The organism is Coleofasciculus sp. (genome assembly GCF_046565525.1).
GTDB lineage: Bacteria > Cyanobacteriota > Cyanobacteriia > Cyanobacteriales > Coleofasciculaceae > Coleofasciculus.
Map to the genome: position 1 here is coordinate 1 of NZ_JBKHUP010000031.1, position 23,555 is coordinate 23,555.

General features: G+C 46.6%; 15 protein-coding genes. 10 read left to right on the top strand and 5 right to left on the bottom strand.

Annotated features, from left to right (window positions below):
• The 3 genes from ACLGGO_RS13095 to ACLGGO_RS13105 all read left to right on the top strand — a co-directional run.
• On the top strand, nt 1-762 hold a 762-nt coding region (locus tag ACLGGO_RS13095; RefSeq protein ID WP_446419639.1), incomplete at its 5' end, for an IS630 family transposase.
• Between the two features lie 4 nt (nt 763-766).
• On the top strand, nt 767-2,506 hold the full coding sequence (locus ACLGGO_RS13100; protein ID WP_446419640.1) for a thioesterase domain-containing protein: 1,740 nt from the start codon (nt 767-769) through the stop codon (nt 2,504-2,506).
• 133 nt (nt 2,507-2,639) lie between these two features.
• Nucleotides 2,640-3,839 (top strand): ABC transporter transmembrane domain-containing protein, encoded by a 1,200-nt coding sequence (locus ACLGGO_RS13105; RefSeq protein WP_446419641.1) that lies wholly within the window; start codon nt 2,640-2,642, stop codon nt 3,837-3,839.
• A gap of 218 nt (nt 3,840-4,057) precedes the next feature.
• Here ACLGGO_RS13105 and ACLGGO_RS13110 read toward each other — a convergent pair whose 3' ends face one another.
• The gene (locus tag ACLGGO_RS13110) at nt 4,058-7,606 is read right to left on the bottom strand and encodes a DUF3987 domain-containing protein (protein WP_446419642.1); all 3,549 of its coding nucleotides are present in this window, start codon (nt 7,604-7,606) and stop codon (nt 4,058-4,060) included.
• 27 nt (nt 7,607-7,633) lie between these two features.
• Between ACLGGO_RS13110 and ACLGGO_RS13115 the strand changes: the two genes are divergently transcribed.
• The 4 genes from ACLGGO_RS13115 to ACLGGO_RS13130 all read left to right on the top strand — a co-directional run bounded on the left by ACLGGO_RS13115 (nt 7,634) and on the right by ACLGGO_RS13130 (nt 10,780).
• The gene (locus ACLGGO_RS13115; protein ID WP_446419643.1) at nt 7,634-7,780 is read left to right on the top strand and encodes a hypothetical protein; all 147 of its coding nucleotides are present in this window, start codon (nt 7,634-7,636) and stop codon (nt 7,778-7,780) included.
• Between the two features lie 396 nt (nt 7,781-8,176).
• The gene (locus ACLGGO_RS13120) at nt 8,177-9,007 is read left to right on the top strand and encodes an RNA-guided endonuclease InsQ/TnpB family protein (protein WP_446419644.1); all 831 of its coding nucleotides are present in this window, start codon (nt 8,177-8,179) and stop codon (nt 9,005-9,007) included.
• Nucleotides 9,004-9,177, top strand: a complete 174-nt coding sequence (locus ACLGGO_RS13125; protein WP_446419645.1) for a zinc ribbon domain-containing protein — start codon at nt 9,004-9,006, stop codon at nt 9,175-9,177. Before ACLGGO_RS13120 ends, ACLGGO_RS13125 begins: the two co-directional genes overlap by 4 nt.
• A 598-nt stretch (nt 9,178-9,775) precedes the next feature.
• A complete protein-coding gene (locus tag ACLGGO_RS13130) occupies nt 9,776-10,780 on the top strand; it encodes a group II intron reverse transcriptase (protein ID WP_446419646.1) in 1,005 nt (334 codons plus the stop codon).
• Nucleotides 10,781-11,090: 310 nt separating this feature from the next.
• On the opposite strand, the gene ACLGGO_RS13135 is transcribed toward ACLGGO_RS13130, so the two are convergent.
• On the bottom strand, nt 11,091-12,689 hold the full coding sequence (locus ACLGGO_RS13135; protein ID WP_446419647.1) for a helix-turn-helix domain-containing protein: 1,599 nt from the start codon (nt 12,687-12,689) through the stop codon (nt 11,091-11,093).
• Nucleotides 12,690-12,695: 6 nt separating this feature from the next.
• Nucleotides 12,696-13,763: a ParB/RepB/Spo0J family partition protein gene (locus ACLGGO_RS13140; protein WP_446419648.1), complete on the bottom strand. Its 1,068-nt coding sequence runs from the start codon at nt 13,761-13,763 to the stop codon at nt 12,696-12,698.
• 141 nt (nt 13,764-13,904) lie between these two features.
• Here ACLGGO_RS13140 and ACLGGO_RS13145 point away from each other — a divergent pair, with 141 nt between their 5' ends.
• Complete coding sequence (locus ACLGGO_RS13145) at nt 13,905-14,249, top strand: helix-turn-helix domain-containing protein (RefSeq protein WP_446419649.1); 345 nt, start codon at nt 13,905-13,907, stop codon at nt 14,247-14,249.
• A gap of 297 nt (nt 14,250-14,546) precedes the next feature.
• Here the strand turns inward: ACLGGO_RS13145 and ACLGGO_RS13150 are convergent, their stop codons facing one another.
• Together ACLGGO_RS13150 and ACLGGO_RS13155 are read right to left on the bottom strand one after the other, a co-directional pair.
• Nucleotides 14,547-15,488, bottom strand: coding sequence for an endonuclease/exonuclease/phosphatase family protein (locus ACLGGO_RS13150; RefSeq protein WP_446419650.1), 942 nt, complete (start codon nt 15,486-15,488; stop codon nt 14,547-14,549).
• A gap of 251 nt (nt 15,489-15,739) precedes the next feature.
• Entirely contained in the window at nt 15,740-21,661 is a 5,922-nt protein-coding gene (locus tag ACLGGO_RS13155; protein WP_446419651.1) for a hypothetical protein, read from the bottom strand.
• Nucleotides 21,662-21,839: 178 nt separating this feature from the next.
• On the opposite strand from ACLGGO_RS13155, the gene ACLGGO_RS13160 reads away from it, so the two are divergent.
• Nucleotides 21,840-22,202 carry a phosphoribosyl-ATP pyrophosphatase gene (locus ACLGGO_RS13160; protein ID WP_446419652.1) on the top strand — a complete coding sequence of 121 codons (363 nt, stop codon included), beginning with the start codon at nt 21,840-21,842 and terminating at the stop codon, nt 22,200-22,202.
• A gap of 183 nt (nt 22,203-22,385) precedes the next feature.
• Nucleotides 22,386-23,480, top strand: coding sequence for a ParB/RepB/Spo0J family partition protein (locus ACLGGO_RS13165; RefSeq protein WP_446419653.1), 1,095 nt, complete (start codon nt 22,386-22,388; stop codon nt 23,478-23,480).
• Nucleotides 23,481-23,555: the final 75 nt, after the last annotated feature.

Sequence of the window (23,555 nt, forward strand, 5' to 3'; positions counted from 1 at the left end):
TATTTAGAAGAAAAAACAGGAATTCAGTTAAGTGGCTCACAGGTTCGGAGGATATTAGAGAGAAAAAAGTACGCTTACCTTTGGACAAAGTATAGCTTGGAAGCGAAGAGAAACTCTCAAAAAAGAGAAGCATTTAAAGAAAAGATAGAGGCATATATAAAAATAGAGAAAGAGAGTCCAGAGCGTCTTCAGGTATGGTTTTGGGATGAAAGTGGATTTAGTTTAAGGGTAATTAGAAGAAAAGATTGGTGTAAAAAAGGAAAGCGAAAACGAGTTAGAGGAGACCGAAGAAAGGGAAGAGTCAATGTCATGGGGTGTATGCGTCATTCAGATAAGAAGAGATTTGTCGAATTTCTAGATACAAGCAATTCAGACAACTTTTACAAGGTCTTAAAAAGCTTCTATGAAGAGGCAATTAATGAATGGATAGAAGCGGGAAACAAAAGAGAAGACTTTGCCGAAAAGGGAGCCAAAATCGTTATTATATTAGACAACGCCAGCTTTCACAAAAAAGAAGAGTATATTAATAAAATTGAAGCTGAAATGCCAAATATTTATCTTGAATATTTACCTGAATATAGTCCAGATTATAACTTAATTGAATTAGTCTGGCATTCGGCTAAAGAATATATTGCTAATCGGCTGTTTGAATCCATTGAAGAGTTAGAATCTTTGTTAAATCAACTTTTAAATGAAGACAAGCTAGTTATTAACTGGGGGCGCAAACTGAAAAATAAGGGTAATGCTCTTATCACAGTTTAAATGCATGACAGCTTACTCACCACCTTGGCAAACGCTAGTCGCAATTCAACCCAACGGTGTCAAACAGCCTTTCTTCGGTGTCCATACCAATGATGGCAGCGTTCTCTTCTACCGCCATTTAATACCTCATCTGAATCCAGAGCAGCCTTTTTACGGACTACAAGCCCCAGTACAGGATGGAAAACAAATTCCATTCACTCAGATTGAAAACACGGCGGCTCACTACATTAAAGAGATTAAGACTCTCCAACCCTCTGGTCCTTATTTGCTGGGAGGTTTCTGCATTGGCGGTGTAATTGCCTTTGAGATGGCTCAACAACTCGTCGCCCAAGGAGAACAGGTGGCTCTGCTTGCCTTATTTGATTCCTTTGCTCCCTTCCCCTTATCACTCCGTTCTCGGATTTCTCTTCACTTTGGCTACTTTTTACGCCTCGAACCTCAAGAAAAACTGACCTACCTGCTGACGCGACTGGGGCGACGGATGAAACGGCTTGCCAAAACTATCCAGAAATTCTACCCAAGTATCAATAGTCAGAAAGCAAGTCCCTACACACCACAAGTCTACCCAGGTCGAGTTACCCTCTTCCGAGCCAGCAAGCAGTTACCCATAACGTACCATCTACCTGACTTAGGCTGGGGCAAACTAGCTCGTGAAGGGGTAGAGGTTCATAATATTCCTGGCGCTCACACAGATATAGTCCTCAAAGAACCATCTGTAAGCATCTTGGCTGAGGAATTGCAGGCTTGCATCGATAAAGCTACTACCGAAAACAAGTCAGAAAGCCATAGTTTAGAACCCAAAAATTCAACGACGAAGATTTCTCGTCAAGCCAGTCTTCTGAAACAAGAAGAATGGTCTCCATCTTGGTCTTCATTGGTACCGATTCAACCCAGTGGTTCTAAACCACCTTTGTTCTGGTGTCATGCAGGTGGTGGAGGTGTCCTCCACTACCGCGAATTGGCACATCATTTTGGTTGGGAGCAACCTGTTTATGGATTACAAGCACAAGGGTTGGATGGAAAACAAACCCCTCTCACCCGAATTGAAGATATGGTAGCTCATTACATCAAAGAGATACAAACCCTCCAGCCTTCTGGTCCCTATTTTCTGGGAGGCTTTTGCTTTGGGGGTATTTTAGCGTTTGAAATGGCTCAGCAGCTCATCGCGCAAGGTCAGCCAGTGGCTCTGCTTGCCTTAATTGAAACTCCCTGTCGTCAACTCCAGTCCCCACCAATTGGCTTAAGAATCAAGCTTCATCTCAAAAATTTTATCGACTCTGAACCGAGACAGAAACTGTCCTACATTCAACAGCAGGTGAAAGGGAAAAGCAAGTGGCTGGGGAACAGGTTCAAGAAGTGGAAAAATAGAACTTGGCTCAGGAGTATTTCTACTTTTTACCGCAGCTGGGGACATTCACTGCCTTATAACCTCCGTACTGAGGTTTTAGAAGAAGCCAACAAACAGGCGATGAAAGGCTATATACCACAAGTCTATCCTGGTAAAATTACCCTCTTTTTGTCCGAGAAGGTTGCTTCAAACCTTTCCCATAAGTCTAGATTAGGCTGGGACTCCCTGGCTGCGGGTGGACTGGAAATCCACCAAGTTCCTGGTCAGCATAGTACTATCGGCGCTGAAAGTATGGTACAAGAACCTCATGTAAGGACTCTAGCCGAAAAATTAAAGACTTGTATTGATAAGGCTATTGCGGAGGTCGTGCAGGAACAAACCGATTTGGGAAGTTGACCAGCACTCAGGAGTACTCATATCACTACCATCGTTCTGGCATTGTAGCAACAGTAGACTTGCCAGAATCCTAGCGGTAAGTCTGCGGTTCAGAGTAAACATGGAACTTTGATACACCCCGACGATTTTTGCTATGCACTCACCAGTTGGCTATGTTGGGCAGAAATTAAGAATCAAAAATCAGCTTGTCTGGCAACTGGGACGCGCCTTGCATCTAGTCTGGCAAAGCGGACCCGGTTGGACTATCGCCAGCGCGACGCTCATTGTAGTGCAGGGTATGCTGCCATTACTGTCGCTCTATCTGATGAAGCTAGTGATAGATGCGGTAACCATTGGCTCTCAAGCCACCGACAAAACAGTAGCCTTCTTCCAGGTAGCGTTTCTGATTAGCCTTTCAGGAGCAGTGGCACTAGGAAGTACCTTGTGCCGTTCAATAGCAAGGCTTGTCAACGAAACTCAGACTCAGGTGGTAACTGACTATATCTACGATATTCTACATGCTAAGTCCATAGAAGTCGATCTGGACTATTACGAAAATTCCCAGTATTACGATACGCTGCACCGCGCCCAAGAACAAGCCTTCTTCCGACCCACCTACATTATCAGTGGTTTAGTGCAGGTCGCTCAAAGCGCAATCTCCCTGCTAGCAATTGCCGCCCTGCTGTTAAAGCTTCATTGGGGCATTGTTATCATTCTGTTGGTCACAGCCCTTCCTAGAGTCGGAGTACGTTTAAAATATGCTGAAAAGATGTATCGTTGGCAGCGTCAACGCACGTTAGCAGAACGGCAAGCCAAATACTTCAACTGGATACTCACCGGGGACACACATGCCAAAGAAATACGCTTGTTTGATTTAGGTTCTCTCTTCAGGCAGCGGTTTCACAATGTGCGCCAGCAACTTCGCCGCGAAAGGTTGGCAATTGCCACCAGGCGTTCCATTTCCGAGTTAGCCACTCACTCTAGCGCCACCCTGGCTCTGTTTTGTTCGTTTGCCTTCATCGCTTACCAGACGGTACAAGGTAAGCTCACACTGGGCGAACTGGTGATGTATTACCAGGCATTTCTGCGCGACTCACAGCTTATCGTCCTAGACGAACCCACCAGTGCTATGGACCCTCTGGCTGAATACGAGGTTTTCCAAAAATTCCGCCAACTGCTCAAAAATCAGGCTGCCATCCTAATCAGCCATCGGTTATCAACCGCCAAAATGGCTGACTGCATTTACGTGTTGGAGAATGGGAGAATAGTCGAAAGCGGCACCCACGAAGCGCTGATTCAGCTAAACGGCATCTATGCACATTTGTTTGAAACTCAAGCCCAAAATTACCGTTGAAAAACAACAATCAAGAATCAAGAATCAAGACCTAATCGGGATAGAGGATAGCGATCGCTCTTTCCTAAAACCCCAAACGTTGCGCCGCCTGCCGCTTCGCTGCAGGCGAAGCGGCAGTCATACTTCTCACTGGACTTTAGACTAAATTTAGGGGTTTTCAAGAAACCTCTTCAAAAGCAATGAGGACTTGAAACCCAGAAGCCAAGCAAAACTTTTTGTCAAAGTTTTAACAGTTCGCACAGTGGAACTAAGTCCTTGATAATGTCAAGTTTAACAAAACCGTCTCCATGGATTTCTGTGACAATAAAAGGACTCATGTTCTCAAGGTATCCTGGACATTCGAGCCACTGCACTTGATCACCCACCTGGATCTGACCTGGCTGAATCCCTTGAAATTCACTCAGAAACTGAGCTGGAGAAACCCTTTCCCCATTGCTTTGGATCATTGGTTCACTCTGAAGAATGATTTTCCTGATTTGTTTGCGCTCAGATGCCGTGAGCATTTTGTAGGCAAGTTGTACATTCTGTGTCTCATGGTTAGCCTTGCACTCTTGCAACTGGGTCACAGTTTGACAAGCGAGTAGCAGTGATTTCAGGCTAGCCAAGGTTGACGAGTTTTCAGCTTCTATCGTTATGTCCTCGGTTTCGGGATTAACCCCTACGGCGGTGGGAACGCTTGTCTCCCACTCACCCTTTGAGCCAGGAACCTGTTCAACGGCTGGTGAGGGAGTTGATACGTTAACAGCACTCAGAACCTCTAACTCTTCTAGGGTTGAGGAAAAACTGTTGCTGTGCTGTTGCTGCTGTTGAGAGGGAGAACAATCTTCTCTAGATTCCATTTCCCCACTGCCTTTCTCATCAACACCGACAGCACTACCAACTGTCAATAGCAGTGATTGACTATCCGTCGTACTTTCAGCCAATTTATCACCACCAGCTCCATTACCAACAGCTTCCGCTCCATCATCAACAGTTTCGGTTAAAACCAATTTCAGTCGGTTCCCTTTCCCCACCAGCTTGCCATAACCTAGCCGAGCCAGTTCAATTAAATCTTGGCGAATTTTCCCAGGGCTAGTTTTACGCAACCAATTGAAGGACGCTTGAAGTTTGCGAGCCGTCAGTTCCCCAAATTGATAAAGTTTGCTCAATATGGCACTCAAGCGTGGGGTTAATTCCCCTTCGCTGGCAGCGGCACCTTCTGAGTGGATGAGGATAACTTGAGATAAATAAAACTCAACAAGCTGACAGGCAGCAACAACTCGCTCTAAAGGAATATATAAGCTCGGTTGCGTTTTTCCCGCCTCTAATTCCCACAGAATATGCAGGTTTAGAGCCAGTCGAGCTGCGTAACCTTCCATTTTCGCGATCGCGGCTCGCATTCCTGGTTTTGGATGGGCAATGCGACGTTTCTCCAGGCTAAAGTGATACTTGCGGAAGTAAGCTTGAGCATTCGCGGCGAAGCGATACTGTGCCGGGGCAATAGTACGCGCTTTGCAGTAAAGGTTTTCCAGGAAGGCTAAGTGAAATTCAGTATCGTTTTCTGGTAATTCTAGGGCTTTGAGGGGAATAAGACACCACAAAAACCGCCCCCATTCTCCTTGATCATCATCAAAGTTACCCATAAGCTTTTGCAGCTTTACGTTTTGAATGGCGCCCAAAATGCTCATCGAGTCGTATTTCAGGAAAATTCGTTCACCATTTTTCAGATTTTTCTTAAGTCCGCGTCCGTTCCAACCGGAGAGTACCGACTCTTTATCTTCCCCTCGTCCATGCTTGTACGCTCCGTAGGAGGCAAACAAGCCGCTGAGTTCATCCTTGAACCAGAGTAAAGCAGTATCGGGTTGTTGTGCTTTAACCGCGTCAACGGCTTCGATGGTAGTTTTATCTAAGTAAAATTCCTTTAGGGGTGAGGGGGGAGTGGGTTCAGCGTCTTTCCACTCTGCCTCAGACATAGAACCTTTTTTTCCTAGCCACTTCTCCTGTGTTTGTTTGTACTTGGCTGTTTCCGTTTTTGCGCGTTGGTCTTCCTGGTATTGGAGTTCCTTAAGGGCATCTAATAGGGCATTAAGTAACGGTGACTTACGCTGTCCTGATTCAGTCGCTAGTCCCGCATAGATAATGGGGGGTTCGACAAATTTCAGTCGTTGGCTGACAATAATCCGAGTCGCTGGGTGTAGGCAAGACGCAAAAATTGGCAGGAATGCGGTGAGAACTGCCGCTGTAGGCGCTTCCATCTCCTGAGCAATCTGAGTCATCGGCTTGGCGTAGGAGAGGGGTAGGTACTTGGAAAGCGTCAGGGTGCGAGACTTGAAACCCTCCAGTTCCTTGATCTGTTCCATCCGTTCACTGCGGCTGGTTTCTTTGTCTAGATCCGTTTCAAGTTGAGCAGCTAACTCCCGAATAGATGACAAGGGCCATTCATAGGCATTCGAGAGTTCACCCAATGCTTCCAGTAACTCTGAGGGGGGTAAGTCTAGCTTGAGAATTTCATGAATTTGGTGGCGTAGGGTGAATGGCGCCAGTGATGGTTCACCGCTGTCCTCTTTTTGTTTGGTCAGAGAATCATTCGACGGATTTTGCTGGCGATTATCACTACCCTTGCGATTTCCTTGGCGAGTGCCATTGTCCCACTCGGCTTGAATGGCATCCTTGATATGAGCCGGACACTTAGCCAAGAAAGTGGCTTTATCGAGTCGAGCAATTTTTTTCCAGCAACTTTCATCGTTCCCCATGTACAGAGCAGCCGGATGGCATTGATATGGGTCTATAGTCTTGAGTATTCGTTCAATCCGGTTATTATCAATACCTAAGTGTCCTCCCGCATAATGAGCTAACTCTTCCGTATTGCCGCTAATAGAAATACCATTTTGATGCGCCCAATTTTGCCAACCATACCATTCTTTGATGCATAATGTCAGTGCTTCTGAGCGATCGCCTGTGGGATTAGCACCGCTGAGAATGTCCCTACTGGTACGGTTTCCTAAGCTTTCTAAGGGAATGCTGCCGGGACTAACGGGGAAGGGTATGGGGTTTAAGGTTGGGGGTTGTGCTTTGGCACAGCGTTTGGTGGACGTGGGGTAGATACCAATACTGTCGAGACTCTCGACTAACATCGGCTGTCCCCGGTTGATGCATTGGTAAGGTTTGCCTGATGGACCAATGGTGGGCGCTAGCACTGTAAAACGCCCTTCACTGATGGCTTCGCCAACGTGTGAACCCCCAGGCGTAAGGGCAAAGTTGGTAAAGTTGGGTTTTTGTTTAACCTGGAGGGCGATGCGCCACCCCCCTGAGTGGGTGCGCTCAATCAATGTTTGCTGTAAAGAGTGACGCTCGATCAGCCCTGAAACCGCAGTGTCGCATTCCGATGGGCTGGAAAATTGTTTAACGTCAAAGTCAAGCCAGACTGTGTTATTCCAGCCGCCTAATGTGCCAATCCCATTGGCGGGATTAGTAAACCATAACTCATAGTCCCGGTCGTGGGGGAGTCGTTTTTGATACTGTCGATGGTTGACAAGGTGAGGGGAGTCATTTTTGTCTAAATAGGAGGGATTTTTCCCTGTGAACAGGGGTATGGGTTCTAAATTGGTTGTCAGGGGACAGTGAGACCACACGCCCTTTTCCGGCTTTTCTTTAATCACTCTGGGATACTTTCTGCCGTCTTGTACCGGAGCAACGGGTAGGACTGGGTAGTTTTGAGCTTTAAGCCAGTTAATCGCTTCCAGGCGTTCTGAGCTGCTGGGGGCTGGGTTGGGTTCTGTTTGATGCATTCCGATTTTCCTGCTATTCAATCGCCATTGCCAAACACCACTGCGTTTGCCCTAGGGGGCTGTGTCAGTCGTGTGGACGTTTTTTGTCACCTAAGTGACTTTAGCAGCCGCCAAAAACGGGGATTTGAACAACAGCCGGATCAGAATGATCCGAAGGATCAGATTAATCACTAAAAATCAAACCCTTGCTGTGACTGGGTTTGAGACGACAAAAAATTTTTTTTGGTCAAGGTGCGGGATATTTTTGGTCAAGGTGCGGGATATTTTTGTCAAGGTGCGGGATATTTTTGATTAATCAGCTCCAACTCAGTGGACGTAAGGCTTTGAGAGATTTAGGTATAGAAAGTGGAATTTTTTATTAATTTTTGATTAATCAGCTCCAACTCAGTGGACGTAAGGCTTTGAGGATAAAAAGCGGAATGGTGAATTCTAACGACCTGTGATTAATCACCGTTACTCACCCTATGGTTTAGCTGACCCGGCGATTCATCCCACGCTCTAATCTTTGATTGAGCGTGGGATGAATCGCCAGTATTAGAAATTTATTTCTATCTGATTATTTGGTTTGCAATGGTTATAATTGAACTTAAGGAGGTGATGGAATTGAAGCGAAGCAAAGACAGGTTTAAACTGAATTACCAGTATCGAATTGTACCGGAAAAACAACAGGTTTATCAGCTAAACAACTGGCTGTATAAACTATGCCGCATACATAATCTGATGCTAGAGGAACGGTTTAACTGGTGGGAGTGTAATCGACACCCAGTCAATGCTTGCCCAGTTTTTGTCACCCATCTGCCAGAACTTAAAGATCAGCCAACCTATTACTCACAGAAACGGGCTACCCATTGGTCAAGAGAAGCTTGTAAGCACCTGTACGATGGAGTTCATTCCCAGGTAATACAGGAGGCGACTAAGCGGGTAGAGGACACATTTAACCGCTTTGTCGCAGGTGATTCAAACGGGAAGCGAAGCGGAAAACCTCGGTTTAAGTCGGTGCGGCGATACCGAACATTTTCGATTCCCCAATTAAAACCAGATTGTCTCACCGTTACTCCTAATCCTCATCGGCGCAAAAATGGTGGCACACGGCGCGACATTGCCTATATCAACCTACCCAAAATCGGTCAGGTAAAACTCATTTACCACCGCCCAATCCCAGAAGGGTTCACCATTAAAGCGGCACTGGTGTCACGTCGCGCCGATGGCTGGTATATTTGCTTAACCTTAGAGGATAAAACCGTTCCGATGCTGAAACCACCAAAGATAGAAGTAACCCAAGAGAATTCCCTTGGGTTAGATGTAGGACTAGAGAAGTTCTGGACGGCATCAGATGGTGAAGTAGAGCCAATTCAGCAACACTACCGTAAGTCTGAGTTAAAGCTGGTAAGTCAGTGGTGAAAGTTAAACCCCATGATACGAGCCAGATATGCTCTTGTTGCAATCGCTTTGATGAAAAGGATTTATCTGTCCGAATCCATGAATGTCTATGCGGATTGGTCTTGGATCGGGAGTGCGATTCGTTCAGTCTAAACCTGGCAACAAGGGGACGACTGGCTTCTGTTGAGTAACCTTAAGGGTAGAGTTCGCACTTTAATCCTCAACAGATGACAACTTAATAGCCATGTAGGTGAGGGGAAGTATCCTAGAACCTCCAAGTCCTACTCCCAAGGTGCATGGGTAAAAGCATACCCCCTGCGGTAGCGATTGGTCATCAATCCGTAAAGCGGGGATAAAAGGTCAAAAGCACACCTAATCTCAAGGTCAAGGCAGACTGAGCAAGTCCGTATGGATAGCGAAAGCGAAGGTACATCTGAACCGTCTTCACCAGGGACTAGCGAAAGGAGATTGATACGCTAGGAGAACCAAAATGGTCAAATACTAAGGGAATCAACGGGATTCTCGCCTAGTTGATAAGCACTTCCTGAACACAGGCGGAAAGTACCATCCTAATCGAACAAATCAATGGCTATTAGGAACGAAGTAACCTAGATATTTACTCTTAAGGAGGTCGATGCCTTAAGTAGTCAACCAAGACGCAAACTCTGAGCAATCAGGTGATATCTGGGAGAGATTGAGTCAGAAGCAAACGCCTTGTTGTAATCACAATGGATAGGCTGACGGACTCACTTCGGAACGGAAGATAAGGCTGTAAGTAGTAGTAAAGTCATGAACAGGGCAAAATACCTTCTCCGATATGCTGACGATTTCGTTATTTTACACGAATCCGAAGAAGCTATACACCAGTGTCAACAGGTCATAGCTGAATGGCTAAAAGAGATGGGTCTAGAATTAAAATCAAGTAAAACCCGAATAGCCCACAGTCTTAACCCGTATCAGGGAGAGGAGAAAGGCTTTAACTTCCTGGGATTCCGTATTGACCAATATAAAGCAGGTAAATGTCGGTCAGGGAAAGACACTAAAGGAAATCGGCTTGGATTCAAAACCCAAATCTCACCATCTAAGGAATCAATCAAGAGGCACTACGCCAAGATAGCTGAAGTAATAGAAAAATACAGAGGGCAATCACAAGCTTTACTAATAAAGAAGCTGAACCCTATCATCATCGGATGGTGCAATTACTTTAAAACCTATCAATGCAGTAAAGCCTTCTCGAAAATCAATTCCTTAGTTTTCTGGAAGCTCTGGAAATGGGGGAAACATAGACACCGGAATAAAGGGGACAAATGGCTTCGACAGAAGTATTGGCATACCCTAGGTGGTGACAAATGGGTATTCTCGACAAGAGAAAACAATAATCCTCTCCATCTCGTCAAGCATACCGCGATATCATCCAATTTAGGATATATCAAAGTAAAAGGCGATGCCTCCCCCTTTGATGGAAATCTAACCTATTGGAGTACCCGTATGGGTAAACATCCCGAAATGCCCAAGAGATTAGCTAGGCTACTCAAAAGGCAAAAAGGGAAATGCAATCATTGTGGACTACAATTTCTGGATGGGGGAATCATCGAAGTAGACCATATCATCCCGAAGTCAAACGGCGGAAAGGATGAATACAAAAATTGGCAACTACTCCATCGACATTGCCACGATAGTAAGACTGCCTCTGATGGCAGTTCTGGCGACCAATCGGGTTGTAATAGTATCCAGCCCAAACCACTATCATTGAACCACTATCAGTGGATAAACGATATGTTGGTGGTGACGTAGATATGACAAATCCCGTCCCGATGAGGAGCGGTATGAAGGGAAACTTTCACGTACCGTTTTGGAGAGCAGTGGAGGGGGCAACCTCTTCACTGACTTTAATTTGGAATGCAGCGATTAACATCAAGAGAGTGGGGCTGGGCATGTTCCCCACTATAAAACGCCGGAAGCGTAGTCGTAAGACTGCGACAAAGGAAGCCTACACTGTACCCTACGGGTACAGTGTAGGAGGATGTCACTCCGTGCATCGACAAAAAAAATCGCGGTAGCACCGCGATGAACCAAAAACCTGAACTTGCCGATATGCAGCCTCTTAAGTTAGCCCGAACACCTTTTTCAGTTTCACTTCAAAAGCCGGACTGATTGGTTGACCTCCCCTATCCACACCTTTTTCAATCAAAACAACCATGGATTGACTAATTCCTGCTGAGGCAGCTAACTTGCGGGTACTCCATCCTTTAGCTGTTCTGAACTCTCTAACCTGTTTTCCTGTAAGGGTTGAAGTCTTCTTTGCCGGAGCGGGTTTAGTTGTCGATTTCTTGAGTGCCTTTTTCCGGATTGGCTGGCTTCGACGCTCAATTTGTTCCAGTTTCTCAGCAATTTCTGGGGGGAGGTGTACCAAAAGTCTGGCATTCAGAAGCTGTTCAAAACTATTGCGCGATCGCTTAGTAATATCCGACAGATGGGTTCCTTTACCAAAGAGGGCATCTTTAGCCCAGAAGGATGCTGCGGCTTCGGGATCATTGGGGATTTGTGAAAGTGGGTTTTCCTCCTGCAAGAAGGGCCAGTACTGTGGGGGGTAAGTTTCCGGGTCAGGTATAAGCCCCCATTCTTTCTTTCTGAGAATCTTCAGTACGGTTTCCCAGCGCCTGACTAGCTTTTTGCGGTCTTTGGCAGTACCTTTGGCTTGTTCTACTAATGAAGTCCCAAAGGCAATTTTCATCAGCAATTCCACGGTCAGTGAGCTGTTGTGATTGACCCTAAGTTTGAACAACAGCCAGGTCATTAATCGTACTCCCCCCTCGTGGTGATGCCAGAGGCTCATCAGGTCATGCAAAAATCCCTGAGAGAGGAGTCCGTACTCATAGTAGCCCGATTTGTGCAAGCGTTTTTCTGAGTTGAGGAAGTATTGCGCCCAGTGTCCACAGCGGATGTTGAGGGTGAATCCCACGAGAGTCTCTTCCCCAATCGGTTGTCCTTGGTCATCGCGCAGACAATTTTGGAAGTGTAGTATTGGCTCAGCAATTTCCCACAGCCATGTGCGGCTGACACCAAATGACCCAACCGCGCCCTTCTCTGGCCAAGAAATATAGACCAGCAGATGGCACGGCTGTTTAGCTAACTCTAGCATCAGCGTTAACTTCTGCTGTTTGTTGAGCTTGTGGTTTTTATCCAGTCCCAGGTAGCGCTCTAGTTGGGTATTGCTTAAAACAAACGACTGTTCCCAAGGACGTTCCAACTGGGTGGCGTGGGCGGCATAAATCAGGTGTAGGCAGGCAGCACGGATGTCAAATTCCTCGATTAATGCTAGGGCGACTTCTCCTTCCAGCACGGTGGGATTTGGAGTATGTAAGTCATTGGTTAGCCAAAAGGTTACATACCCTTTGCCTTTCTCGATAGGGCTTTTGTAGTACAGTGATCCTTGTTCCGAATCAGCCCAATTAAGATTCTGTCCTTGCGTCAGGATGTTGCTCCCCTCCCAGATGAGTCGGTTTGATGCCATCTGCTCAGTTTTACCACTGGCGAACAAGTCAGGACTGGTTGGCGGTCTAGTAAAGGTGCGGTAGCGCCCTTTGCGACTCTGTTGATTTTTAACCGGAGTCTTTGATAGTTCTAGCCCGCTAATTTCAAGCTGGGTTGCCCCTGGTAGATTTTGGCTTGTCCCTTGATTATGACTTCTGTTCCCTTGCATTATCCTCTATGTACTCCTGCTTGGGCTGATAAGATTGGTTACACAGGCGGCTAACAGTAGTTGGTGGTTTGCCCAGTCCACTACACTCATTCCGGCGTGGCGTGCGGCGTCCTCAAAGAGTGGTCGCAATTGCGGATCGAATGAAAGCGTCAGAATGTAGTTTTTGGGTTGAGGATTTTGATTTTCTTTGCCTTGGGTCGGATTCCAGCGATCCGACCACAATTTACACTCTGTTCCTCGCGTGTTCGCATCTTTGGTCAGTAAGCTCAGAGTTCCTAAGCGATTGCACCAGAAGCTGTGGTTTTCAATTGATTCCCCTCGATGTTGGCAATTCCAACAACTCCGTTGAATCGAAGCGGTATCGCTGCCATTGTGACTGGTATTTGACGGTATAGTGAGTGAAGCAAGGAGCTGATGAGCCGCATGGATGCTTTTGGAGTTCAATGCTTGGCGGAGTGTTGCTGCTGCTTCTAAGTTGCCTTGACTGGTTTGGTGGTCTATCGCTTTGACCACTTTGGCGGCTTTTTCGTAAGTGCGCCCCGATCCTAGACCTACCCGCTCAGCTAACCGATCAACGGTGCGTCCTTTTCCTTGAGACGCTGTGCGAAAATTTTCGCACAGCGTCTGGTCTGTGTTTCTTCCCAGTTTTTGATTGGTCAACCGTGCCGCCTGTTGCTGTCTCTCTCTGGCTTTTTGCGTTTCAATCTCTTTCCAGGCTTGTGCTTCCCGGACTTTCTGTTCGACCGTTTTTACACGGTTGGCATTCTCTAGGAGCAGCGCTTCTAACTCAGCCGTTTTGTCCATAAACTCCCGATATTCCACGGGGATGGCTTCCCACTGTAGCAGGCGAACCGCTTTCCAACGTCGGTGACCGCTGATGATGACATGGTTGGTCGTTACAACCAGTGGCTTAACCCATCCCGATTGGCGAATCAGTTCCACTAGGTCGCTCACGGCCTCATCCCCATAAATCTCGGCATTACACGGATGTGGAGAAAGGGTACTAGGAGCAACTTGACTGACTATTGGTTGCATTGATTGATGGCTATAAATTTCACTATGATTTATACTCATTTCAAATATAGGCAAATTTGATGGTTTGCACAATCAATTTGCTTATTGAAGCAATCAATTCCACTTTTCCATTGGCTGAATCAGTGCTAATCTGTTAATAGATGTGATTTCTTGTTTAGAAGAGCTATACTTGGGCAAGTTATGGACTCTAAGGCTAAAAGGCTGGCTGCTTTAGTTTTGGAACTGCGAGGTGGTTTGAGTCAGCGGCAGTTTGCGAAGAAGCTTGGAGTGTCATTTTCGGCTGTCCAATCTTGGGAAGTTGGCACGTCATGGCCTGGAACGCAAAATCTTACTCGCATTGCTCAGTTGAAAGGTTGGAGCTTTGACGAGCTGCAACACTATCTGGAGGGAGAAACACTGTCACCACGCTTAAGTGTTAACCAGCTACTGGCTGAAGTTCGTTCTCTTCCCTTTGAATCGGCGGTTCAAGTAGCCAGGGTAGCGTTGGAAACGATGGCGATAAAGGGAGAAGCGAAAGCGAGTTAATTTTAGCGGGTAAAGGTATATTTGGTGGTGAGAGTGTCAAATCAAGAAAATCCAAGTTGCTTTTTTGGGCTATTCCGCGTTTAAGATCAGTAGCCAACCGATAAAATTGATCTGTTATTCTTACCCAAAAAAACCAACCCAGTCGAGTAAGACTGGGTTTATTGTCAGCCGAAGTGTTCTCCGTGACGTCCTCCTACACCGACTCTACGGGTACGGTTGTCGGCTTCCTTTGTCGCCGTTTTAGAACGACGCTTCCGGCGGATCTAAAGGAAATAAGGCGAATAAGAGTGTGAACTTTTAACTTCTTTCTTCCACCAACGTTTTAAGCTTCAATAGTTCACGCTCAATCTGTTCAATTTGTTTCAGTAATACCTGTTGTTGATTGGGTGGAGTTGGTTGTACAGATTCTCCTAGCTCAAACGTTGCCAATATTGGACGATGATCACTGGTGGTTTGATCATCGGGACAATAGGCATCTGACGGGTCGCCATAGAGGATGACAGAAGATGCAGACCAGTTTTTTGCTTCACCTGCCACAAAGACGAAATCGAGAACACTGTCATATCGATTGGAACATATGGTTGCTACCAACTTCTCAGGCTTAACCCAGGTGAAAACGTCATCGGCTGTAATTAAGTCCCAGCCTTCATCGTGGACGCCAGATACCACATCCCAATCGAAATTGTAGTCCCCGGCAGCAATAATCGGTAGTTGTTGAGAACGTCCCCACTCATTGAGAAGTTGTGCTTGTTGATGACGAGAAGTTTCTGAAGTTCGGTAAAGGTGATTGACCACAAATAGAAACTCTTCGCCCGCAGGCTTAAATCGAAATTGAGCGACCAGGGGCGCTCTCACTCGACCTCCTATATTGATATCATCGAGTTCATAATGCTTGACTTCTTCTAACAGATTGCTGTTGTAGGCAATAGCCAAGCGATCGCCTCCGCCTGTACTGCCGAGAATGGTTTTAAAATCAGCATTTTCTCCTTCTTCTGTCCCCTGTTCGAGATCCGGAAGCCAGCTTGCGTTCTGAACTTCAGAGAATCCCCAGATGTCAATGTCTTCCAAGGGTGCGATGTGTTTACGAGCAATAACTGATGGCACAGCATCCCCTGATTCGACATTGAATGAAGCCACCTTTAACTCACTGGCATTGGCACAGAGATTGCCTCCCAACAGAAAAATACTGCTAGCCAAAAAGATGGTCAAGAAAATTTTGACCGAAGTAAGCTGTTTCATGAAACCTCCAGCATTCGTCTTTAGGTGAGATCGTTAAAGCAATCTATTAATATTCACACCAAAACAGTTTACTCCGTAGAAAACACTCAAAATAATAAAGGTTTCCTTGTTCGATCTAGCGATCAGGTGGATAATGAGACTCAGAGTTCAGTAGTCAGACAAAAGTTAACTTTTATCTGACTACTTATCATCACGTTTAAGTGTTACCCAACTCATTAACTTGCTAATCAGTACATTTGACCATTAAAACGTCAGTCTAGACCGACCTGTTTACCCTGGGCGTGTCGTTCCAAATGCTGAATTTGAGGAATAATCGATTGAAAGAACTCAACATCACAATGACGTAACCGACAGGCTTGAGTAGCTTGCCAGTTGCCAAGAGAGAGCTTGGCGACCATTACCGGAGTAGTATCCTTAACAGGTGTTAAAGTCAGAGTTTGTTGAGTGGGGTTCCACTCAGCGGTGTATTTGCTACCGTTGTGGTGGTGAGTGCCAGCTAAATCTAAGGTTTTGGCGACAACAGCGGCAACCAATTCCGTGCGCTGCTGTTGAATGGCTTGGGCGATTGAGGCGTTTGGCTGTGTCGGCTGAGTTTGAGTTGCCACCTCGGGAAAGGGGACAATCTTGCCATCGACATAATCTCCCAGCGGCTCCATATATAGCCCCCAGACACCCTCTTTTCCCTTAAAACTATCCAACTCTTTTACGCTGTGCTTCTCAAAGGATGCCCATTGCTCCCGGTACTGGGGGTCAGCTATCATCTGTTGAGTAATGGGGTACTGCTTACCGACTCGGAACGCCACTTGTTTTTTCCCAGCTACAGCCAGCGCAATATCCCCCTGCTTGAATCCGTAGGCGGCATAAGGAGAGTAAGTGCGAGTCGTGTGACAGCGTCCGTAACCCCGCATGGCATCGATAGTCGTGCTGACGGGTAACGGGTTGGCTTCCCCATGCAGCTTGAGAGGATAGACCATTTTCACGGGTTTGCCAGAGAGTTGTACAGGTTGAGAACCATTCCCAGACTCAGAGGAATGCTCTGGTGAAACCGTTTGAGTCCGCTCTGGCGAACCTTTGAGGTAATTATCCGCTGTCGATTCCAGCTTGTACCCGCGCTCTTTTAAGTAACTCTGTACCAACTGGTCAGTGCCTTTGGCATTACCGACAACAAAGGAACTACCCGCCGCGATCGCTTGCTCCAACAGGGGCTTATAGTAAGTAGTAAAGGTGGCTTCAATCTGTTGATTGGTAACACCCCGCCACGGTCCGGAACCACTGACCATAATGATATCGCTTTGGCAATAGACGCCCGTGTTTGCCCGTTCTCCCCAAGCTCGCTCGTAGTTACGAGTAGACGATGGGACTTCTGGTGGCGCCGCCGACTTGCCGATAAACTGAGTCGCCACCGCAGCCATTGCCACGTCTTTTTTTGTATGAGCAGCAACGGCTGGGTTGATGGGTTGGAGGTCAGCCAGAGGATTTGCTGACATAGGGGTAGAGGTATCTGGATGCAGGAGTGAATCGGGCGGAAACTCTCTCTCCGGCTCCCCTACTCTCCCATTCCCCTGCATAGAAGCTTCGCCTTTGTCCCTCTGTGCGTCAGTTATCTCAGGCAAACCCTGCTCGATTTGTTCGAGGCGCTGATAGTAGGAACCCTTAAGAGAATCGGCATCCAGAGGTTCCCCAAACTTAGCCGTTAGTCCCTGCTGAACCGCTTCTGGCAGGTTCCCCTCAACCATCCTGACTACCTCATAACCCAATTGAGCCTCCGCTTCAATATCTAAGGGGTCAGTGGCTGGGGCAAACTCCACTCCATTATGATCAAGCCATGCTTTCACCTGAGCTATTTTGCTGGAATCGACGGATAATCTGAGTGTTGGCTTTTCCTCAAACTGTCCTGGAGCTATTTCCCATTCATAATTTTCCCGGGCAAGCAGCGTCGGGAGTTGCCGCTGATACCCCCCATTAATACCTCTTCCCTTCTGCCTTTTATCCTCTGCCCTCTGCCGTTCTTGGTCAAGTTTTTCTGGAGGTAATTTGGCAATTTGCTCTAGACGCTGGTGGTAGGGACTGACGTCCAGCATACTGGTAAAGTATGCAAAAAGAACTTCCCCACATTGCTGTTCCATGACCTGACGAACCTGGGGAGGTACGTCACCCTCGACCATCCGAAAGACAGCATAGCCTCGCTCGGTTTCCGGCTCAATACTCGGGTCATTCAGATTAACTCTACTATGAGGTACGCCTTGAGTATCTAGCCATTTGGCAGTCGAATCAGCTACATTTTGGTCAACCGCCAGCCCCAAAGTAGGCAGCAGCTTAATTTCACCACTCGGCATCTCCCATTCCCAATCAAGCTTGTGGAGGATGCTGGGTTGTCTTTTCAGGTTAGCAATCAGGGAAGAAGCCGTTTGGTATTGGACACTCTTCTGGTTGTCTTGGTACTGTTGGGTAGCGCGGCGCTGCTTGATCCACTCACCCCTACCGGGGTATTCTAAAGTATCCGGCTGAATTTTGACTGAAGCAATAGTGACATTGCTGGTAATCTGTGCCTCAAACCTTGTTCCGGATTGGAAAAGACCAGCCCTTGTCAAGGCTTCTTTAGATTCTTTTTGGTTGGGGGTAAATAGTCCCGCCACTTTCTGTTCGCCGTTAATATCAATCTTAACTGCCATGCCGGGTTTGGCTTGCTTGAATCCAATGGTAATAGTGGCTTGTTCCTCGTTGAAGCGGTGGTCTTTAAAAGCACCATTTTGAACTTGGCGATTAGCGCGGATGGTATTGCCATGAGGGGTCGTGGCTAGGGTGTGTGTACCATTATTGCGCCCGTAGGTATTCAGGGTGACATCCAGCGTTTGTCCTTCCCGCAGTCGATTGGCATGTTTGAGCATTTCCACTGACCCAGCATCTAATTCGCCAATAACTTTGCCATCCAGTTTGAGAACGGGTACTGGTGGGGGTTGGTACTGTTCTAAAGTGACGTGATAGGTTTCCCCATTGAACGGATGGGAAGCCAATTCGCAATCGTTAACTTTACCAAACTTTATCGGTTGAGTAATTTGGGGGTGATTAATGTGCAAATTAGCCGTAGCCACCAAGTCAGCACGAATAGTGGCTTTGGCTTGAGTATCAATAGGCAACTGTCCACCTTTGGTGTCAATGATACCAAATTCCTTGTACTCCCCCTGTTCTGGGTCAAGGACAAAAAACAACCGTTTGTTGTAGCGAGGGTCGTCTGGTGGTAGGTCGTCTCGCACTTTAATTTCTATACTGACATCCTGTCCTCTTTTCCAGACTTCATCTCTGAGTTGATTGCTTTCTCGGTTAATACCCGTCGCTGTCAGTTCAGTAAATTGTAGGGTATCGAGTTGTCCGATGATTTCTTCAGAGAAAGCGGCAAAAGCAAAGTTCGAGATTTTATAGTTTAACGTTTGGTTGGGGTTGGGTTTTATCGTTTTACCCCGCGCATCTCTTTCGAGACTTTCTGGCGAGGTACAAATATGCCAAGTGGCAGCCGCCACGGCAAACCTCTGGTCTTCTGGAATGCTGTCCCTAAAAGACTGGGCGTAATCCTTGGCTTTTTGAAATAGCAACTTGCATTGCTTTTGGGTCATCGGAGCTGCCAGTTTGACTTGGGCATTGTTGGTGCTGATTCCTGCCTTTAATCCGAGTTCGGTTCTGGATACTTCGCAAACAGTTCCCAGTCGTTTGTAGATAGGCTTTCCGTTTTCACCCACCTCGCCTTGGACTTGAGCGAGGGCAATGAGTTTATGCGGTATCCTAGAGCTGGGGCGTTCGTTCTCCACTAGCTTTAGGTTCATCGTGTCTGTTTTCCCTAAATCAGGATGGTCTAATTTGATGACATTGGTAATTTCCAGCTCTGCACCTTTTTGAGTGGTTACTTTGAGAACGGGTCCTTGCTCAATTTTGCGTTTCTTGTCCTGTTTAGTGGCTTCGTTAAATAATTGGTCAAATTGGGCTTTTGCAAACGTGGCTTGGTTTTTTTGTCCCGGTGTGAACGCTTCGGGAAATAAATCGCGAAACTGTTCAGTCGGGCGCGATTCCAACTGGGATTGTTCAAAGAAGGTGTTGGCTTGTCGCACCATGAGTTCTACCGGAGAGTACCCCTCGGCTTTGATTCCTGATTTTATGTAAACACTAGGGGATTTCTTGTCCCTAATATAGTCGGGTACTCGGTGCAGCAGTCTTTGGTTTTCTTTAATAACCGATATATCCGGCGCTCTATTGCTTTTGAAAATATCTACGGCTAACTGGTTTTGATATCCCGCCTCCCCAATCATGTCGTGGTAGATACTGCGATTAATTTTAAGCGCTTGGTCTAGGTTTTCAGTTGTTAGAGGAGCTTGGGCAATTTGAGCCACTTGAATAATTCTATCTCTATACTCGGATTTGATGGATTGGGGTTTTATCGGGTCAGTTTCTTGTTGGACTAAGTTTTGGTAGTGACTTCCGACTTGCCGAACATAATCAGCTTTTTGCTGTGGGGTTCCATTGGTTGTGAGTAGGTCAATTTCTGACTCTAATGCTTCTAAGGCTGTGGCATGATTATTGATGATACCTACAGAAATGCCATCTGACATGAATAGGGCAATTTCCTCAAAAGGGGGTTGGCTACCATCGGGTCTGTGGAAGGAGGCTTTCTTTTCTTTTTTAACAGGAGCATAGGCGTTTTCGGGTTGGTTTCTTCTGTGAGCTTCGGCAGTGAATGTAGGGTATTTACTGGCTAATTCTACGCCAATGCAGTCACCGTCGTAGTCTCTGCCTTGCCGTTCGGATTCGGTTTCTAGGGGAACGACTTCTGTAGGTTCTACGCCCTGTGCTTTCAGGGCATCAATTCTCGCTTGGATGCGTTTCTGGTCTTCATCATTGACCACAATTACGCCTTTGAGTGGTTTGCCATTGGGAGCGTAAGCATCCTCGACTATTTTATTGGTTGAGATGCACATTCCATTGGAATTGAGCAGGGGAGAGCGGAAGTTGAGAATTTCTTCTCCTTCAGGAAAATAGGTCACACAGATTTCTTTGTGCTTTAAGTCTTTAGAGGGAATAATCATTCCCCGCTCAAACTCAATTGTTTTTCCTATGGCAATATTCCGCCATTCTTTTTGTACGAATCTTTTGAGTTCATCTGTGACTTTTTGAGTTTCCAGTAATTGACCATCGCCTTCTAAGTCAGTTTTAATGAGGCGATACATCATCTGGTCTTTGGCAGAATCGGTTTCAATTTCTCCGGATTCTATTTGCTCCTCTTCTAGTTCTGAGGGTTGGTTTTCGAGTAGTGCTTTACGTTTTTCGTATTTGGAGCAGTAATATTCAGCGAGTTTTCGGGGGTCGTCTTGGATGTCTCTTAGCTTTTCGGCTTGGTCTTCTAAGATGGTTAGGAAATCCCGAATGCCTTCTGGAAAGGAAGCGTGAACTTGGGAAGCGGCGATAGTTCCTTGTTGCGATCGCTCTTTTTCTCCAATCCAAACCGTTACCGTATGCAATCCTGGCTGGATGGGATTGTTGTCCTTGTCTCCTCCCTTGAAGCTGGAGGTAGGCAGAATTAGGTCGATGGGAGGCGTGTTAACCTTTTGGTAAGGCAGTTGAGTTAGGTCTTTGGGGGCTAGCGTTCCTTTGGCAAATCGATACTCTGAGGGGATGGCTAACCTGTGCTGAATAACGTGTTCGACAGTTGAACTCAACTGTTGGGAGAGTTCGGGAGAAATCTTGCCATGACAGTCCCCGACCTGTCGCCATGCAACGGCGTCAGGCAGTATTTCTCCATTTTCCCCTGTCTCGTCATTCACCACCAAAATATTCAGTTCTTTGGTGAGAGCATTTTTGCAGCTACCCAGGAAAATGCTGCCATAAGCTCCCCGGTCTTTGCGGTCAGGACAGAGCTGGTCTATGGTTTCCAAGCACTCAGCAGGTCCATATAGCAGACGGCTTTTTGAACTCAGGAGTAATACATGACCGTCTGGATGGTTGTAGAGGTCTTCAGTTTTAGATTTCTCGTCGATGTGACCAAAACTAAATTCTACTCCTGGAAAGTAGGTTTCCAGGAGGGTGTTGTCTAGGGTTTCGGTGAGGATGCTGTCTGGGTTGTCTAGGTTGCCATCCGTGTGAATCCATTGATTAAGGCGGGTATCAAAGTGTTTGAAGGTAAGAGACATCACGATTGAATCGAAAACTCTGTCTCGACCCTAAAACAAAACCGAAAATTTAAAATCAACTGATCAGCTATTTTAGCTTAGCTAGTTGGTTGATGTTTGACCCTTGGGTCATCGTCTAGAATGGAAATTTACAGAATGGGTATTGAGCCGAATAATTAGTCGCGTATCAAGTAGAAAAATGGCAAGAGCTTACGATTTTTGGGATTCTTTTGACCGGGAAAACTTTAACCCCGATGGCACGATAACGGAGTCGTATAGAGCGAGATTGATGTCTAGAGGTAAAGCTCTGGAAGATACTTGGGCAATGGAAGCTCGAAAAATGGCGGAAGTTAAGGAATTTGAGGAGAGGGAGCAAAGATTCCTACAGCGTTATGGTATGACCTGGTCGGAATGGTCGCAGTCGGGACAGGAACAGCTCACCTTACAGGAGCAGAGTGGCAGACAACAGGCAGCGCTCCAGGAGGGGGCAGAACTATCTGAGCTACCCTATGACATAGAGCCAGAGGACTATTACGATTATCATGCTGGATATCCAGGGTAAGGAACTTAGCCCAAGCCACTTGCTCAATTTTCTAGATGTTTGAGCAATTTAGAGTGGTCAAAGACCGTCTTCAAGGCGGTTTAGGAAGCAACCTGTCAAAATTGTAGAGTAGACAGTCCTGCTGATTGCGATCGCGATTAGTAGGGTAGACTTCCAAGATAGAGGTAGCAAAGGTAGGTTGATTTGAATCAACGAGGGCAAGGGAAGCGTCGGCTTCAGAAACAGATAGCTACAGGAGTTGCTCAGAGTAGCTCCGCTTCAGTAGCGGCAATGTCTCTAGTGGAACCTCCTGGGGATTTGGGGGAGGAATCAGTTACGCGGTGGGTTTCCATCGACGCAATCAGTTTACCACCCCAACAGCCCCGGCGATACTTTGACTCCAAGAAGCTGGAAATGCTGTCGCTCTCGATTAAAGAACACGGAATTTTAGAACCTTTATTGGTGCGACCCCAGCCAGAGGAGTCAGAGCAATACGAACTGATAGCCGGGGAGAGACGCTGGCACGCCGCCAAAAAAGCGGGATTAGAGCAAGTTCCCGTCGTGATTAAAGACCTGAGTGACGAAGATTCCCTGGTTTTGGCACTGATTGAAAATTTGCAGCGGGAAGACCTCAATCCCTTTGAAGAAACCGAAGGCGTGTTGCAGTTATTGGCATTGAAGCTGTCTCGCAGTCAGTCGGAGGTGATTTCCTTGCTGCAAAGGATGCATAAGACCAAAATGGTTCAGGTTAAGCAAAAGCAACAGCCGGGAAATTCCCCGGCTCAATCTGAAGCCGCCGAGTCTGACTCGATTTGGGCGAATATCTTATTTGAGGAAATCGAAAAAACGTTTCAAGTTCTCGGTACGGTTGGGTGGCAGTCGTTTGTCACAGCGAGATTACCGTTATTAAATCTTCCCGAAGAGATAAGACAAGCGATTCAGTCGGGGAAAATTGAGTATAGTAAGGCAAGGTTGATCGGTTCGATCAAAGACCCCAAGGTGCGCGTTGCCCTGCTAGAAGAGGCAATTGAGTTAGGACTATCTCAAGCCCAGATTAGAAAACGCAAGCGTTCCTTAGAACAGGAAGACAACCCACTCCCCCATACTCAGGCATTGAAGTCTCGCGTTAAGGGGATTTATCGCTCTTTATCTTCTCCAGATTCAGCCGCCGTTTGGCAGCGTTTAGACCAAGACCCTTCATTGCTCAAACGCCTGGATCAGTTAGTGACTGACTTAGAAGCATTACTGCTATATAAAACTAATACAATTCCCGACAAACGCGGACGTAACACTAAGTAACTTGCATCACTCATCAAAGCGCTCATCTTAGCTTAAGTATGCTATCGTCAATTTGATAGATTTAAGCGGTTGTCG